Source organism: Bradyrhizobium sp. 186 (assembly GCF_023101685.1).
Taxonomy (GTDB): domain Bacteria; phylum Pseudomonadota; class Alphaproteobacteria; order Rhizobiales; family Xanthobacteraceae; genus Bradyrhizobium.
This window is the reverse complement of record NZ_CP082164.1, coordinates 10,354,244-10,369,249: the sequence shown is the minus strand read 5'-3', so window position 1 is coordinate 10,369,249 and position 15,006 is coordinate 10,354,244. Positions and strand designations below refer to the sequence as shown.

Annotated in this window: 15 protein-coding genes; 11 read left to right on the top strand and 4 right to left on the bottom strand. The window is 64.7% G+C overall.

Annotated elements, in window-relative coordinates:
* Nucleotides 1-207 precede the first annotated feature (207 nt).
* On the bottom strand, nucleotides 208-1,149 hold the full coding sequence (locus IVB18_RS49555) for a hypothetical protein (protein ID WP_247987280.1): 942 nt from the start codon (nucleotides 1,147-1,149) through the stop codon (nucleotides 208-210).
* 387 nt (nucleotides 1,150-1,536) lie between these two features.
* Here IVB18_RS49555 and dnaK point away from each other — a divergent pair, with 387 nt between their 5' ends.
* The 8 genes from dnaK (at nucleotide 1,537) to IVB18_RS49515 (ending at nucleotide 8,803) form a co-directional block, all read left to right on the top strand.
* Nucleotides 1,537-3,438, top strand: coding sequence for a molecular chaperone DnaK (gene dnaK, locus IVB18_RS49550; RefSeq protein WP_247987279.1), 1,902 nt, complete (start codon nucleotides 1,537-1,539; stop codon nucleotides 3,436-3,438).
* A 244-nt stretch (nucleotides 3,439-3,682) separates the two neighbouring features.
* A complete protein-coding gene (gene dnaJ / locus IVB18_RS49545) occupies nucleotides 3,683-4,810 on the top strand; it encodes a molecular chaperone DnaJ (protein ID WP_247987278.1) in 1,128 nt (375 codons plus the stop codon).
* A gap of 88 nt (nucleotides 4,811-4,898) precedes the next feature.
* The gene (locus IVB18_RS49540) at nucleotides 4,899-5,498 is read left to right on the top strand and encodes an rRNA adenine N-6-methyltransferase family protein (protein ID WP_007598495.1); all 600 of its coding nucleotides are present in this window, start codon (nucleotides 4,899-4,901) and stop codon (nucleotides 5,496-5,498) included.
* A gap of 57 nt (nucleotides 5,499-5,555) precedes the next feature.
* Nucleotides 5,556-6,134 (top strand): NAD(P)H-dependent oxidoreductase, encoded by a 579-nt coding sequence (locus IVB18_RS49535; RefSeq protein WP_247987277.1) that lies wholly within the window; start codon nucleotides 5,556-5,558, stop codon nucleotides 6,132-6,134.
* A gap of 6 nt (nucleotides 6,135-6,140) precedes the next feature.
* Complete coding sequence (gene pyrF / locus IVB18_RS49530; protein ID WP_247987276.1) at nucleotides 6,141-6,851, top strand: orotidine-5'-phosphate decarboxylase; 711 nt, start codon at nucleotides 6,141-6,143, stop codon at nucleotides 6,849-6,851.
* An 18-nt stretch (nucleotides 6,852-6,869) separates the two neighbouring features.
* Nucleotides 6,870-7,169: a DUF1330 domain-containing protein gene (locus IVB18_RS49525; RefSeq protein ID WP_247987275.1), complete on the top strand. Its 300-nt coding sequence runs from the start codon at nucleotides 6,870-6,872 to the stop codon at nucleotides 7,167-7,169.
* 175 nt (nucleotides 7,170-7,344) lie between these two features.
* The gene (gene dapB, locus IVB18_RS49520) at nucleotides 7,345-8,160 is read left to right on the top strand and encodes a 4-hydroxy-tetrahydrodipicolinate reductase (protein WP_247987274.1); all 816 of its coding nucleotides are present in this window, start codon (nucleotides 7,345-7,347) and stop codon (nucleotides 8,158-8,160) included.
* Nucleotides 8,161-8,179: 19 nt separating this feature from the next.
* Nucleotides 8,180-8,803 carry a 2,3-bisphosphoglycerate-dependent phosphoglycerate mutase gene (locus tag IVB18_RS49515; RefSeq protein ID WP_247987273.1) on the top strand — a complete coding sequence of 208 codons (624 nt, stop codon included), beginning with the start codon at nucleotides 8,180-8,182 and terminating at the stop codon, nucleotides 8,801-8,803.
* Nucleotides 8,804-8,973: 170 nt separating this feature from the next.
* Here the strand turns inward: IVB18_RS49515 and IVB18_RS49510 are convergent, their stop codons facing one another.
* Together IVB18_RS49510 and IVB18_RS49505 are read right to left on the bottom strand one after the other, a co-directional pair.
* The gene (locus IVB18_RS49510; RefSeq protein ID WP_247987272.1) at nucleotides 8,974-9,870 is read right to left on the bottom strand and encodes a bifunctional helix-turn-helix domain-containing protein/methylated-DNA--[protein]-cysteine S-methyltransferase; all 897 of its coding nucleotides are present in this window, start codon (nucleotides 9,868-9,870) and stop codon (nucleotides 8,974-8,976) included.
* A 55-nt stretch (nucleotides 9,871-9,925) separates the two neighbouring features.
* A complete protein-coding gene (locus IVB18_RS49505; RefSeq protein ID WP_247987271.1) occupies nucleotides 9,926-10,459 on the bottom strand; it encodes a DUF2244 domain-containing protein in 534 nt (177 codons plus the stop codon).
* A 22-nt stretch (nucleotides 10,460-10,481) separates the two neighbouring features.
* Between IVB18_RS49505 and nth the strand changes: the two genes are divergently transcribed.
* The 3 genes from nth (at nucleotide 10,482) to IVB18_RS49490 (ending at nucleotide 14,097) form a co-directional block, all read left to right on the top strand.
* The gene (gene nth / locus IVB18_RS49500; RefSeq protein WP_247987270.1) at nucleotides 10,482-11,234 is read left to right on the top strand and encodes an endonuclease III; all 753 of its coding nucleotides are present in this window, start codon (nucleotides 10,482-10,484) and stop codon (nucleotides 11,232-11,234) included.
* 102 nt (nucleotides 11,235-11,336) lie between these two features.
* Nucleotides 11,337-12,482 (top strand): HlyD family secretion protein, encoded by a 1,146-nt coding sequence (locus tag IVB18_RS49495; RefSeq protein ID WP_247987269.1) that lies wholly within the window; start codon nucleotides 11,337-11,339, stop codon nucleotides 12,480-12,482.
* On the top strand, nucleotides 12,469-14,097 hold the full coding sequence (locus IVB18_RS49490) for an MFS transporter (protein ID WP_247987268.1): 1,629 nt from the start codon (nucleotides 12,469-12,471) through the stop codon (nucleotides 14,095-14,097). The genes IVB18_RS49495 and IVB18_RS49490 overlap by 14 nt, the downstream gene beginning before the upstream one ends.
* 6 nt (nucleotides 14,098-14,103) lie before the next feature.
* Here the strand turns inward: IVB18_RS49490 and IVB18_RS49485 are convergent, their stop codons facing one another.
* Nucleotides 14,104-14,844: a sulfate transporter family protein gene (locus IVB18_RS49485; protein WP_247987267.1), complete on the bottom strand. Its 741-nt coding sequence runs from the start codon at nucleotides 14,842-14,844 to the stop codon at nucleotides 14,104-14,106.
* Nucleotides 14,845-15,006: the final 162 nt, after the last annotated feature.

The following is a 15,006-nucleotide window of genomic DNA, read 5'->3' as shown; positions in this document are numbered from 1 at the left end:
GAACCGAAGCCAAAAAATGCGGCCGGATTTGTCCAGCGCTTGGGCTCTCGCCGCGTGCTCGATGCACCTCTCCCGCCTGCGGGAGAGGTCGGCGCAAGGCGCCGGGGGAGGGCTCTCTCCACTTAGGGAGTGTTGATTGTGGAGACACCCTCTCCCCAGCCCTCCCCCGCAAGCGGGGGAGGGAGCGCATCTCGCTTGTTGATGCGGCTACCCCTTCGGCTGGATACCGTCACGCACGGCGCGGAAGCGGGTGAAGGCAGTCGTCCACTGGTCACGCGGGGCGCTGGCGATGATGCGTAGCGAGGCGCCGCCGCTGCTGAAGCGGATCCACTGCACCACGGTCACTGCGACCTTGTCCTTGCCGCTGACGCCGTCGATCCGGGTCTCAAAACCCTGCTGGCCGTTGATGCGGATCGGCTCGGACATGGTGACGCGCGACTCGCGCACGCCGGGAATCTGGAGCGCCGCCTCCTGGGCGAAGCGGGCGCGGTCGTCGGCCTGCTGCGGGGTCGCGCCGATCAGGCCGAGGATCATGAACGGTTTTGGCTCGAAGCCGGTGCTCTCGTCGCCGTCGGCCAGGATGATGCTGGTGCCGGGCGCAAGCGCGCGCACGTTCTTGAAGTCGGCGAGGTCGGTGACCTTGAACGGCATCCGCGAAAGCTGCTCCTCGACCGGCACCTCCTTGCGCGTCACGGCGCTCGCGAACATCTGCCGCACCGCTTCGTCGGTGTAGATCTTGGTGGCATTCTCCGGGATCTGGACCGCGACATAGCCGGAGAAGCCGGTGCCCTGCACGATCATCGAATAGCGCCTCACCGTGGCATCGCCGGCCTTACCGGTCTCGGTGGTGAAATAGGCAAGGCCCGCGGGCGTCTCGACCTTGTCCGGCTTGACCCCACCGGTGCCGGCCGGGTTGGCCTTGAAGGCATTGGCAACCTCGCCATAGGCGTCCGGCGGCAGCTCGGTGACCAGCACCTTCACATTGCCGTCCTCGCTCTCGAATCCCGGAAAGGTTTTTGCCGCGCTGAGGCCGATCAACGGCACCATGCCGAGGCGCAGCCCCGGCGGATATTCGGGATCGGCCGCAAGGGCCGGAAGTGCGGTGGCGACGAGGAGAGCGAGCGCGGCGAGGGGGCGGATCAGCTTCATGGGCACTCTAGTTGGTTCACATTGAGGCCGTTCGATGGTGGGCCATCGGGCCGCTTTGTCGCGCGGGACAGCCTCAACGAGGAGGCTGTCCGGCCGCCCGCCTTTTAGCGGGTTTGGCCTTGGCGCAACAGGGCGGGACCGGAGGTGCCGGCTAAGGGCGGGATCTGTTAATAATTCCTCACCTGCAAGGCGGTTCAGCCCGGATATGTTCTTCCAAAACCCAATGTTTTCACGGCCGAAACTTGCGTTCGGTCCTTGCGGGCCCCTCCCCCCCTCCTATATGAGCCTCAATCATCGCAATATCGCGGATGTTTGATCTTAGGGGGTTTCGGTTCGGGTGCCTTCTGGGCCCAGCCAGCCTGCCGCAAAAACAAGGATATCAGGACCATGGGAAAGGTCATTGGGATCGACCTCGGCACCACGAATTCGTGCGTCGCCGTAATGGATGGCAAGAACGCCAAAGTCATCGAGAATTCCGAAGGCATGCGCACGACGCCTTCGATCGTCGCCGTCACGGATGATGGCGAGCGCCTCGTCGGCCAGCCGGCCAAGCGCCAGGCCGTCACCAATCCCGAGCGCACCTTCTTCGCAGTGAAGCGCCTCATCGGCCGCCGCTACGACGACCCGATGGTCGAGAAGGACAAGAAGCTCGTTCCGTACAAGATCGTGAAGGCTTCCAACGGCGACGCCTGGGTCGAGGCCGATGGCCAGACCTACTCGCCCTCGCAGGTCTCGGCGTTCATCTTGCAGAAGATGAAGGAGACCGCGGAAGCCCATCTCGGCCAGAAGGTCGACCAGGCCGTCATCACCGTTCCCGCCTACTTCAACGACGCCCAGCGCCAGGCGACCAAGGACGCCGGCAAGATCGCGGGCCTTGAAGTTCTCCGCATCATCAACGAGCCGACCGCGGCTGCGCTCGCCTATGGTCTGGACAAGACCAAGACCGGCACGATCGCCGTGTACGATCTCGGCGGCGGCACCTTCGATATTTCCATTCTCGAAATCGGCGACGGCGTGTTCGAGGTGAAGTCGACCAACGGCGACACCTTCCTCGGCGGCGAAGATTTCGACATGCGCCTCGTGGGCTACCTCGCCGACGAGTTCCAGAAGGAGCAGGGCATCAACCTGCGCAACGACAAGCTCGCTTTGCAGCGCCTGAAGGAAGCCGCTGAAAAGGCCAAGATCGAGCTGTCGTCGACGACGCAGACCGAGATCAACCTGCCCTTCATCACCGCGGACCAGACCGGCCCGAAGCATCTGACGATGAAGCTCACCCGCGCCAAGTTCGAAGCGCTGGTCGATGACCTCGTCCAGAAGACCGTCGAGCCCTGCCGCAAGGCGCTGAAGGACGCTGGCCTCACCGCCGCCGAGATCGGCGAAGTGGTGCTGGTCGGCGGCATGTCGCGCATGCCGAAGGTCCAGGAAGTCGTGAAGCAGCTGTTCGGCAAGGAGCCGCACAAGGGCGTCAACCCGGACGAAGTCGTGGCGATCGGCGCCGCGATCCAGGCCGGCGTGCTCCAGGGCGACGTCAAGGACGTGCTGCTGCTCGACGTGACCCCGCTGTCGCTGGGCATCGAGACGCTGGGCGGCGTGTTCACCCGCATCATCGACCGCAACACCACGATCCCGACCAAGAAGAGCCAGGTGTTCTCGACCGCCGAGGACAGCCAGAACGCGGTCACCATCCGCGTCTTCCAGGGCGAGCGTGAAATGGCGGCCGACAACAAGATGCTCGGCCAGTTCGACCTGATGGGCATTCCGCCGGCCCCGCGCGGCATGCCGCAGATCGAGGTGACCTTCGACATCGACGCCAACGGCATCGTCAACGTCTCGGCCAAGGACAAGGCCACCGGCAAGGAGCAGCAGATCCGCATCCAGGCTTCGGGCGGCCTGTCGGAAGCCGACATCGACAAGATGGTCAAGGACGCCGAGGCCAATGCCGCGGCCGACAAGCAGCGCCGCGAGGCGGTCGATGCCAAGAACCATGCCGACGCGCTGGTGCACTCCACCGAGAAGGCGCTGGCCGAGCACGGTTCGAAGGTTGCCGAGACCGAGCGCCGCGCCATCGAGGATGCCGTCAGCGACCTCAAGGAAGCGCTGAAGGGCAACGATGCCGAGGCGATCAAGGCCAAGACCAACACGCTGGCCCAGACCTCGATGAAGCTCGGCGAGGCCATGTACAAGCAGCAGGCCGAGGCCGACGCGGCCAAGGACGCTGCGAAGGACGACGTCGTCGACGCGGAATTCACCGAAGTCGACGACGACAAGAACAACAAGAAGTCTGCATAAGCCCGCGAGGGTGATGATGCGGACGGCTTGGACCCCATACGCTCGATCGGCCTCCCCCTTCAAGGGGGAGGCGTTGGTGTCGGGTTCGACGGGCCGTGTTCCCGTTACGATCGATCAATTTCCAGCCGTTATTCTCAACTCCGCCGTGCTGCCCCCTGCCGCAAGGCGGAAGGGCGCTTATATCGTCGCGTGGCGACGTTGTTTCGCTCCGACTTGAATCGCGATTGGATAGGCCGAGTCAGACATGTCCACCAAGCGCTGCTATTACGAAACCCTCGAAGTCGAACGCAACGCTGACGATTCCATATTGAAATCGTCCTTCCGCAAGCTTGCGATGAAATTTCACCCCGACCGCAATCCGGGGGATGACACCAGCGAAGTCCGGTTCAAGGAAATCAACGAGGCCTACGAGATCCTGAAGGACAAGGACAAGCGCGCGGCCTATGACCGTTTCGGCCATGCCGCCTTCGAGCAGGGCGGTCCTGGTGGGGGCGCCGGTTTCGGCGCAGGCTTTGCCTCGTCCTTCTCCGACATTTTCGAGGACCTGTTCGGCATGGCCGGACAGCGCGGCCGTGGCGGCCGCGAGCGCGGCGCTGACCTGCGCTACAACATGGAGATCACGCTCGAGGAAGCCTTTGGCGGCAAGACCGCGCAGATCGAGATCCCGGTCTCCGTCACCTGCGAGGCCTGCTCGGGTATCGGCGCCAAGGCCGGCACCAAGCCGAAGACCTGCTCGACCTGCGGCGGTGCCGGACGCGTGCGGCAGTCGCAGGGCTTCTTCACCCTCGAGCGCACCTGCCCTGGCTGCCAAGGCCGTGGCCAGATGATCGAGGACGCCTGCCCGTCCTGCTCGGGACAGGGCCGGGTGACCCGCGAGCGGAATCTGTCGGTCAACATTCCCCCGGGCGTTGAGGACGGCACGAGGATCAGGCTCGCCGGCGAAGGCGAAGCCGGTGTCCGTGGCGGCCCGCCCGGCGACCTCTACATCTTCCTGTCGCTGGCCCAGCACCAGTTCTTCCAGCGCGACGGCGCCGACTTGTATTGCCGTGTGCCGATCTCGATGGTGACGGCGGCGCTCGGCGGCGAATTCGAGGTGCCGACCATCGACAAGGGCAAGACCAAGGTGAAGGTGCCGGCCGGAACCCAGTCCGCCCGCCGATTCCGCATTGCATCAAAAGGCATGCCGGTGCTGCGCTCGCGCCAAATGGGCGACATGTATGTCCAGGTCGTGGTCGAGACCCCGCAGAATCTCACCAAGAAGCAGCAGGAATTGCTGGCCGAGTTCGAAAAGCTCTCCTCCGACAACACCCAGCCGGAATCCGAAGGCTTCTTTACCAAGGTCAAGGATTTCTTCGGTAATCGGGCGAGTTGACTCGTCTTGACCGTTTCGCCTTGGGCCTATACGTCTTTGTGACCATTTTCTGACACGCCGCGGTCACGCGGTCCCGTCCGGTCCTGACATGCCATTGCCATCGTCCGCGCGTGCGTTGAAGAAGCCCCGTCTTGACGACGAGGTGCGCTTTCTAAGGTCGTGGATCGAAAAGCCCCTCCACATGGGCGCGGTAATGCCGTCCGGAAAGCTTTTGGCCCGGACCATGGCCCATTATGTCGATGTCAACTCGGACGCACCGGTGGTCGAGCTCGGGCCCGGCACCGGCGCCATCACCTCAGCCTTGGTCGAGCGCGGCGTCGACCAGAAGCGTCTTGTCCTGGTCGAATACAATCCCGGCTTCTGCGCGCTGCTGCGCGACCGTTATCCGCAAGCCAAGGTGGTGCAGGGCGATGCCTATCGGCTGCGTGACACGCTCTGGAACGTCCTGAGCGCGCCGGCGTCCGCCGTGGTCTCCGGCCTGCCGCTGGTGACCAAACCGATGCTGACGCGGCTGCGGCTCATTCGCGACGCCTTCACGGCGCTCGCACCCGGCGCCCCCTTCGTCCAGTTCACCTACGCGGTGGTGCCGCCGATCCCGAAATCGCTGCCAGGCGTGTCCACAGAGGCCTCGGAACGGATCTGGATGAACCTTCCGCCGGCTCGCGTCTGGGTGTATCGCAAGGACTAATTCCGCCGGCTTCCTCTTTGCGCGGCGGGCTCGTTTCGCCGAACGCAATTGGATTGGATGTCCGCACCCAAAATCCTGGTCATTCCCGGCTCGCTGCGCACCGGCTCGCATAACGCGAAGCTGGCGGCGGTGGCCGCTTATGAATTCGCCCAGGCCGGTGTCGACGTCACCCGCATCTCGCTCGCCGATTTCCCGCTGCCGATCTATGACGGCGATCTTCAGGCCAAGTCCGGCGTGCCCAAGCATGCGGTCAATCTCAAGCGGATGATCGGCGCGCATCATGGCGTGCTCATCGTCACGCCCGAATACAATGCTTCGGTGCCGCCGCTCCTGAAGAACGCGATCGACTGGGTCAGCCGCGTGCAGGATCCGCATGAGGCGCGCGGCGAGGTGTTCCGCAACCGTGTCTTCGCGCTCGCAGGCGCCTCGCAGAATAGGCTCGGCGCTGCCCGCGCGGTTGGGGCGTTGCGGCTGATCCTGACCTCCTGCCACGCCAATGTGATCGCCAGCCAGCTCACGCTCGCCTTTGCCGACCAGGCCTATGACGATATGGACAGGCTCAAGAACCAGGCCGATATCGACGCGCTGAAGGAGATGGTGCGGCAGTTGATCGACATTTCCCAACGCATGATGTGAGGTGACATGACGCCAGCCGAAATCGCCCCAAAAGACCGCCTGATCGCCGCGCTCGATTTGCCGAGTCCGGAGGACGCGGAGGCGATGGTCGCAAGGCTCGGCGACAGCGTCACGTTCTACAAGATCGGCTATCAGCTCGCTTATGCAGGCGGCCTGCCGCTGATCGGCAAGCTCGCCGACAAGGGCAAGAAGGTGTTTGCCGATCTCAAGATGCACGACATCGGCAATACGGTGAGGCGCGGCGTGGAGAGCGTATCCAGGCTGGGCGCGACCTTCGTCACCGTGCACGCCTATCCGCAGACCATGAAGGGCGCCGTGGAAGGCCGCGGCAGCTCCAGCCTGAAGATCCTCGCGGTCACCGTGCTGACTTCCTACAACGATGACGATCTGCATGCCGCCGGCTATCGGCTCGGCGTCTCCGAGCTGGTCGAAGCGCGGGCGCAGCAGGCGCAGGTGCTCGGTATCGACGGCCTGGTCTGCGCGCCGGAGGAAGCAGGCGCCTTGCGCAAGATCGTCGGCCATCAGATGAACCTCGTCACCCCCGGCATCCGGCCGGCGGGCTCGGCGACCGGCGACCAGAAGCGCATCATGACGCCGGGACGCGCGATCGCGGCCGGCGCCGACTATCTCGTCGTCGGGCGGCCGGTGGTGGAAGCCGCCGATCCGAAGGCTGTCGCCGAGGCCATCCAGGCCGAGATCGCGCAGGCATTGGGCTGAACAAACAGGAGAAGAACGATGGCAGCAAAAGGCTACTGGATCGCACGCGTCGACGTTAACAATGACGAGGGCTACAAGCCCTATGTCGCCGCCAATGACGCGATTTTCAAAAAATTCGGCGGCCGCTTCGTCGTCCGTGGCGGCCGTTTCACGACAGTCGAGGGCCAGAGCCGCACCCGCAACGTCGTGATCGAATTCCCCGACTACGAGACCGCGATCACCTGCTACAACTCGCCGGAATACCAGGCCAACATCAAGGTGCGCCAGCCGCACTCCATCGCCGACCTCATCATCATCGAGGGCTATGACGGTCCGTAGCCGTCGTAGGCGCATTGTCATTCCGGGGCGCCGAGGGCGAACCCGGAATCTCGAGATTCCGGGTTCGATGCTCCGCATCGCCCCGGAATGACGCGTGCGTGGCGTGACGACGCTTGTGCCCCTCGGTTGCCGGAACTGCGTCCCGCCGCTACAACGGCCGTGAGAGGATCACACCATGTCCGATATGCGTTTGATTGTTGCTGGAGCCGGCGGCCGGATGGGCCGGGCGTTGACGCGGGCGATTGCCGAGAGCAAAGGCGCGGTGCTGGCCGGCGCGCTGGAGGCGCCGGGCTCCGACCTGCTCGGCAAGGATGCCGGCGTGCTCGCAGGGCTCCCTGCCAACGGCATCATGATCTCCGCCGACCTCTGGGCGATGTCGAAGGATGCCGACGGCATCCTTGATTTCACCGTGCCGGCGGCGACCATCGCCAACGTCGCGATCGCCGCCCAGCGTGGCCTCGTGCACGTGATCGGCACGACCGGTCTTTCGGGCTCCGATGATGCCGTGATCAAGAGCGTCACCAACCGCGCGGTGGTCGTGCAGTCGGGCAATATGAGTCTCGGCGTCAACCTGCTCGCCGCGGTGGTCAAGCGCGTCGCCAAGGCACTCGATCCGAGCTTCGACATCGAGATCGTCGAAACCCATCACCGGATGAAGATCGACGCGCCCTCGGGCACGGCGCTGATGCTGGGCCAGGCCGCCGCCAGCGGCCGCGGCATCGCGCTGGACGAGCATTGCGTGCGCGGCCGCGACGGCATCACCGGCGCGCGCCGCTCCGGCGATATCGGATTTGCCTCCTTGCGGGGCGGCACCGCGGCCGGCGACCACAGCGTGAGCTTTCTCGGTCCGTTCGAGCGCCTGACGCTGTCGCATCACGCCGAGGATCGCATGCTGTTTGCCCACGGCGCGCTGAAGGCGGCGTTGTGGGCGCACGGCAAGAGTCCGGGGCTTTATTCGATGGCCGACGTGCTCGGCCTGACCGACATCTGAACAAAACGGAAAGCAGTTGATGAGCGAACGTCTTCTCGTGCTCGTGCGCCACGGCCAGAGCGATTGGAATTTGAAGAACCTGTTCACGGGCTGGAAGGATCCCGATCTCACCGAGCTCGGCGTGACTGAAGCCAGGGAAGCCGGCCGCAAGCTGAAGGCGCAGGGACTCGTGTTCGACGTCGCCTACACCTCGGTACTGACGCGCGCGCAGCACACACTTGATCTCATTCTCGGCGAGCTCGACCAGAAAGGTCTGCCGACCAGCAAGGACCTCGCGCTGAACGAGCGCGACTATGGCGATCTCTCCGGTCTCAACAAGGACGATGCGCGCAAGAAATGGGGCGAGGACCAGGTGCTGATCTGGCGCCGCTCCTACGACGTGCCGCCCCCCGGCGGCGAAAGCCTGAAGGACACGCTGGCGCGCGCGCTGCCCTATTACGTGCAGGAGATTTTGCCCGCCGTGCTCAACGGCAAGCGCACTTTGGTCGCCGCCCACGGCAACTCGCTGCGCGCGCTGATCATGGTGCTGGAGAAGCTCACGCCCGAAGGTATCTTGAAGCGCGAGCTCGCCACTGGCGTGCCGATCATCTACCGGCTGAATGCGGATTCGACGGTGGCGTCGAAGCTGGATCTGGCATCGTAGCGGCGTACCCAACACTCCGTGTCGTCCCGGCGAAGGCCGGGACCCATAAGCACAGGGAGAGGTTTGGCGAAGACTTGCTGTTATCGTGTCTTCGCGTGGGACTGGCACCACCCACCATCGATAGATCACGCGGTATGGGTCCCGGCCTTCGCCGGGACGACAATGTAAATCTACTGCACCCCCAACTGACCCGCTTCCCAGCCCAGCATCGCCTGCTTGCGGGTGATGCCCCAGTGATAGCCGGTGAGCGCGCCGCTCTTGCCGAGCGCGCGGTGGCAGGGGACGACGAAGGACACGGGGTTCTTGCCGACCGCGGCACCAACGGCGCGCGAGGCCTTCGGGCTTTTGATGTTGCAGGCGATGTCCGAATAGGACACCGCGCGGCCCATCGGGATCTTCAACAGCGTCTCCCATACCCGCACTTCGAAATCGGTGCCGATCATGACCACGCGAAGCGGTTGATCGGGTCGCCAGAGTTTCGTGTCGAAAATGCGCTGGGCGAGCGGGGCGGTGCCTTCGTGATCCTCGACATAGGTTGCGTTCGGCCAGCGTCGCGTCATGTCGGCCAATGCGACCTTCTCCTCACCGTGATCGGCAAAGGCGAGCCCCGACAAGCCGCGATCGGTCGCGATCACGATCGCCGTGCCGAACGGCGAGTGATGGAAACCGTAGCGTAGCGTCAGGCCCGCGCCGCCGTTCTTCCATTCGCCCGGCGACATCGCCTCATGGGTGACGAAGAGATCGTGCAACCGGCCCGGGCCCGAGAGACCGGAGTCGAGCGCCGCATCGAGGATGCTGGCGGAGTCCCGCAACAGGCCCTTGGCGTGATCAAGGGTGAGCGCCTGCATGAACGCCTTTGGCGTGATCGAGGCCCAGCGGCGAAAGAGATGATGCAGCTCATCCGGCGTGACGCCGGCCGCGTCCGCCATCGCCTCGATGGTCGGCTGCGCGCGCCAGTTTTCCGAGATGAAGGCGATCGCCCGGCGCACGGAATCGTAGTCGCGCATCGCGGCGTTCTGGAGGCCCGGCTTGGCCAGGCGCTGGTCATGTATGGCGAGTGTCATCATGACCGGAAATGTAGGGGAGGTGCCTGGCGGAAACCACCCGATTTCCGACCTCCGCTCAGGTCGACGGATTGTAGCTCGGCCCGCGCCGGGCGGCGTTCAGGGCTCCTACCAAGGCTTTGTAAAAACTTGCCTTTTCGTCGGGCCCCAAAAATCCGCCGATCAGGAGCCTGCGGCCGCGCGAGATCAGATAGAGGTGCTCGATGCCGTATTCCTCGTCGACCTCCTGGTCGAGCCGGACCCAGAGCGGGTTGAAGGTCCATTCGGCGACCTGGCCGCGATGGCTGATGCGGCGCACGCGCAACTCGGACGGCGTGACCACAATCTCCTCGCTGGCCCGCGCGGCGCGGAAATTGACCTTGAAGGCCCACCAGATCACCAGCACGTCGAGGCCAAAGAAGCCGAACACCGGCCACGCCCCCATCATCAGGAACGCGATGCCGGTGACGAAGCTGACGACGCTCAAAAACAGCATCACGGCGAGAAAGCCGGTGCGGTTCAGCGAGCGGTGCGGCGTCAGCAGCGCGGAGAAGATCTGCGGCTCGCTCTCGCTTTCAGATCGCTCGCGCTCAATTTCGTTGCCTGTGCTCATGGTCCGTCAGTATATCCCGATCATGGCAAAAATCACCCGCAAGCAGGCCCCGCGCAAAGCGGCCGTGCCGAAGAAAAAGGCGAAGCCCGCCGTAGCAAAGCCGAGGGCAGCCGCGAAGAAAGCGCTCGAGGCCACAAGACCCTGGACGCAGGCCGAGATCCACGAGGCCTTCAGCCGTTTTCGCAAAGCCAACCCGGAGCCGAAGGGCGAGCTCGAGCATCTCAATCCCTATACGCTGCTTGTTGCCGTGGTGCTGTCGGCGCAGGCGACCGACGCCGGCGTCAACAAGGCGACGCGCGAATTGTTTGAGGTCGCCGATACCCCGCAGAAGATGCTCGATCTCGGCGAGGACAGGCTTCGCGACTACATCAAGACCATCGGCCTCTACCGCACCAAGGCCAAGAATGTGATCGGGCTGTCGGCCAAGCTACTCGGCGAGTTCGGCGGCGAGGTGCCGCGCACACGTGCCGAGATCGAGTCATTGCCCGGCGCCGGGCGCAAGACCGCCAATGTGGTGCTCAACATGGCCTTTGGCGAGCACACCATGGCGGTCGACACGCATGTCTTCCGCGTCGGCAACCGCACCGCCCTTGCGCCCGGCAAGACGCCGCTCGAGGTCGAGCTCGGTCTCGAAAAGGTGATCCCGGCCGAGTTCATGCTGCATGCGCATCATTGGCTGATCCTGCACGGCCGTTATACTTGCCTCGCGCGCAAGCCGCGCTGCGAGGTGTGCCTGATCAACGATCTCTGCCGGTGGCCGGAGAAGACGGTCTGAGGCAGTATTCATGCTCCGTCATTCCGGGTCCGGTCCTTCGGACCGTCCCGGAATGACGGTGGTGGGATTTGTGGTTGGACGAAGTTGTTTTGGGGGCATGTCGTGAGTCAACAGGAACAAGTCTCGTCGCCGCCGCCTGCCGCCGCCACACCCGCCGCGCCGCCCAAGCCGGCACAACCGCCGGCCAGCTCGCTCTGGAGCCGGCTCGCGATCCCGTTGTTTGCGGTGATTGTCGCGCTCGCCTTCGTTGCGCTGGCGACGTTGCGCTTCGACGAATGGGTCGGCAATGCGGCGATCCAGACCACCAATGACGCCTATGTGCGCTCCGAGCTGACGCGGCTTGCGAGCCGCGTCTCCGGCGAAGTGTTGACCGTCGCGGTGACCGACTTCCAGCGCGTCAAGGCCGGCGGCCTCCTGATCCAGATTGATCCCGCCGACTACCAGGCGCAGGTCGCGCAATCCGAGGCCGCGGTTGCCGCCGCGCAGGCCGTGCTGGACAATCTCGCCAACCAGGTCGAGCTGCAATATGCGACGATCGCGCAGGCCGAGGCCGCGCGGCTGTCGGCGGAAGCCCTGCAGGTCGAGGCGCGGCAGGAGCAGGAGCGCCAGCAATCGCTGTCGCAAACCGAATCCGGCACGCGGCAACGGTTCGAGCAGGCGGTAGCTAGCTACGCCAAGGCGCAGGCCGACGTGCGCGCGAGCCGTGCGGTGATCGCCGCGCAACAGCATCAGCTCGAAGTCCTGCAAGGCACCAAGAAGCAGCGCGCCGCCGATCTCGAAGCCACCAAGGCGACGCTGGCGAGCGCAAAGCTCAAGCTCGGCTATACGAAGATCGCGGCGCCCTTCGACGGCGTCGTCGGCGAGCGCCAGGTGCAGCCCGGCGACTACGTCAACATCGGCACCAACCTCATCAACGTGGTGCCGTTGCCGAAGGTCTACGTGATCGCGAACTACAAGGAGACCCAGCTCACCCACGTGCAGCCGGGCCAGCCGGTCGAGATCACCATCGACAGTTTTCCGCGCGAAAAGCTCCGCGGCAAGGTCGAGCGCATCGCCCCGGCGACAGGCGCGCAAGTAGCGTTGCTGCCGCCGGACAACGCCACCGGCAACTTCACCAAGGTCGTGCAGCGCATTCCCGTGCGCATCCAGCTCGACGACAGCCAGCCGCTGCTGGCGCGGCTCGTGCCAGGCATGTCGGTCGTCACCAGCATCCACACCGACGGTGCGGGCGCGAATGGCGGAAAATGACGACGCCAGTCGCGGGCCGGTCTCGCGCGGCGATGTCGCGCCACAGCCCTTGTTTGCCGTGGCCGCTGTGCTGCTCGGCTCGTTCCTCGCCAATTTCGACAGCCGGCTGACCACCATTGGCCTGCCTGACTTACGCGGCGCGTTCTCGCTGACGTTTGACGAGGGCGCATGGCTCTCCACCGCCGGCATCGGCTCGCAGATCCTCATCGCGCCGGCGGTGGCGTGGCTTGCGACGGTGTTCGGCCTGCGGCGCGTGCTCGGCATACCGAGCCTGGTCTATGCCGCCGTCTCGCTGATCATTCCCCTCGTGCGCGACTACCCAATACTGATGGCGCTCAGTGTCGTGCACGGCCTGTTGCTCGGGACCTTCGTGCCGGCGACGCTGATGATCGTGCTTCGCAATTTGCCGATCCGCTGGTGGCTGCCGGCGATCTCGCTCTACTCGATCCGAGTCGGCTTCGCACTCGATACCTCGTCCTCGCTGGTCGGCTTCTATGTCGACCATCTCGGCTGGCAATGGCTGTACTGGCAGGGCGTCGTGATCGCACCCTTGATGGGCCTGATGGTCTATCTCGGCACTCCGAGCGAGCCGGTCAATCGTGCGCTGCTGCGCGAGGCCGATTGGGGCGGCATGCTGCTGCTCGGCGCAGCGGTCTCGATGATCTATGCCGGCCTCGACCAGGGCAACCGGCTGAACTGGTTCGGCTCCGGCACGGTGATGGCGCTGCTCGTCGCTGGCGCAGTGCTGTTCGCGGGGTTTCTCGTCAACGAGTCGCTGGTGCGCCAGCCCTGGGCGCACGTGAATGTCTTGTTCTCGCGCAACATCGGCCTGTCGCTGGTCGTGATCCTGCTCTACACGCTGACGAGCCTCTCGAACTCATCGCTGGTGCCGAACTTCCTCGGCAATATCGGCCTGCTCAGGCCCGAGCAGAGCGGCCTGTTGCTGCTCACCTATGGCGCGCTGCCGATGTTTGTGCTGGTGCCGATCTCGATCTGGCTGCTCCGGCATTTCGATGCACGCGTAGTGGTGGTGCTGGGATTTGCCTGTTTTGCCGCCGCCAATCTCTGGGGCACCCAGCTCACCCACGATTGGGCGCGCGAAGACTTCATCGGCATTGTGCTGCTGCAAGCGGTCGGCCAGTCGCTGACGCTGCTGCCGATCATCATCATGGCGCTGTCGAACTCCGATCCCAGTCGCGCGACCTCGTTTGCCGCATATATCCAGATCATGCGGCTCGGCGGCGCCGAGATCGGCGTCGCGCTGATGGGAACGTGGCTGCGCGTCCGCGAGCAGATCCATTCCTTCTATCTTGGCCAGAATCTTGCCGTCGGTGATACCGACGTGGTGCGAATTCTGAAGCAGCTCGCCGATCATTTCGCGGCCCATGGCGCCGGTTCGGCGCCGGCGCGCGCGGTCGGAACGCTCGCAAGCTTCGTCCAGCGCGAGGCCAATGTGCTTGCCTATATCGACGGCTTCTGGCTGTGCTTCTGGCTGGCGATGGTCGCGCTCGGATTCATCGCGCTGATCACCCGCGCGCCGCCGGGCCCGTTCACGCCAGCGCCGTTCGGCTTCGCCAAGATGCTGCTGCGCAAATGCGGGGTGCCGGTGACGTAATTGACGTCACCGCATCGAGCGTGCCGGCTCTATCAGCTCGGGGCGCGATCCGGACAGGCGCTTGTGCATGTGGACCATGAAGGCCATGCCGAAGATCGGCGTCGCCAGATTGACGATCGGGATCGAGACGAAGGCCGCGATGATCAGGCCAGCGGTGAAGATGGTCGCGGCATTGTCGCGCCGCATCGCCTTGGCTTCCTCGGGCGAGCGGAAGCGCATTGCAGCGAGCTCGAAATATTCGCGGCCCAGCAGCCAGGCCGTGGCGAGGAAGAAGATCAGGAAGCCCGCGCCGGCCAGGAACACGAACGGCAGCGCGATCAGATAGACCAGGATCGTCAGCAATGCGGTCTTGACGCCCTCGTAGATCGCCTGGCTGAAAGGCAGCGCAACGCCCGGCTGCTCGGCGGGATAGTATTCGCGCTCGACATGTTCGGCGACATCGTCGACGAACAGGCTCGCCACCAGCGATGTGATCGCCGGCATCAGGAACACCGCGCCGAACACGACGCCCAGGCCCGCCGCGATCGAGACGATCCAGGCCAGAACTTCGAGCGACGAGTGCCAGCCCGGCCCGAGCAGGCCTTCCAGCCAAGTCTCACCATAGGTTGCAAACCAGCTCAACAGCCGCTGCAAACCGATCGCCAGCACGGTGATCAGCACCAGGGCAACGCCGATCGATCGCCACAGGATCGAGCGCATCGGCGGCGAGATCATTTGCGACAACGCCTTCACGGCGGCATCCAGCATGGGGCACCCTCTCACGAAATCACCCGTGAGAGGTAGACACCTGAAGTCGCTTCGGCAAGGGATGCTGACCCGTCGCCGCCTGCCTCTCCGCCTTGGCGGATCGCTTCACCGCAAAGGTGTCGCGCGGCGACGGCATCGTGTGTCGCTGTCGGTCCAGGGGAG

Bases quoted from the DNA above. Each gene is read 5' to 3' on its own strand.
- IVB18_RS49555 (WP_247987280.1), bottom strand. From the start codon at position 1,149: ATGAAGCTGATCCGCCCCCTCGCCGCGCTCGCTCTCCTCGTCGCCACC.
- dnaK (WP_247987279.1), top strand. From the start codon at position 1,537: ATGGGAAAGGTCATTGGGATCGACCTCGGCACCACGAATTCGTGCGTC.
- dnaJ (WP_247987278.1), top strand. From the start codon at position 3,683: ATGTCCACCAAGCGCTGCTATTACGAAACCCTCGAAGTCGAACGCAAC.
- IVB18_RS49540 (WP_007598495.1), top strand. From the start codon at position 4,899: ATGCCATTGCCATCGTCCGCGCGTGCGTTGAAGAAGCCCCGTCTTGAC.
- IVB18_RS49535 (WP_247987277.1), top strand. From the start codon at position 5,556: ATGTCCGCACCCAAAATCCTGGTCATTCCCGGCTCGCTGCGCACCGGC.
- pyrF (WP_247987276.1), top strand. From the start codon at position 6,141: ATGACGCCAGCCGAAATCGCCCCAAAAGACCGCCTGATCGCCGCGCTC.
- IVB18_RS49525 (WP_247987275.1), top strand. From the start codon at position 6,870: ATGGCAGCAAAAGGCTACTGGATCGCACGCGTCGACGTTAACAATGAC.
- dapB (WP_247987274.1), top strand. From the start codon at position 7,345: ATGTCCGATATGCGTTTGATTGTTGCTGGAGCCGGCGGCCGGATGGGC.
- IVB18_RS49515 (WP_247987273.1), top strand. From the start codon at position 8,180: ATGAGCGAACGTCTTCTCGTGCTCGTGCGCCACGGCCAGAGCGATTGG.
- IVB18_RS49510 (WP_247987272.1), bottom strand. From the start codon at position 9,870: ATGATGACACTCGCCATACATGACCAGCGCCTGGCCAAGCCGGGCCTC.
- IVB18_RS49505 (WP_247987271.1), bottom strand. From the start codon at position 10,459: ATGAGCACAGGCAACGAAATTGAGCGCGAGCGATCTGAAAGCGAGAGC.
- nth (WP_247987270.1), top strand. From the start codon at position 10,482: ATGGCAAAAATCACCCGCAAGCAGGCCCCGCGCAAAGCGGCCGTGCCG.
- IVB18_RS49490 (WP_247987268.1), top strand. From the start codon at position 12,469: ATGGCGGAAAATGACGACGCCAGTCGCGGGCCGGTCTCGCGCGGCGAT.
- IVB18_RS49485 (WP_247987267.1), bottom strand. From the start codon at position 14,844: ATGCTGGATGCCGCCGTGAAGGCGTTGTCGCAAATGATCTCGCCGCCG.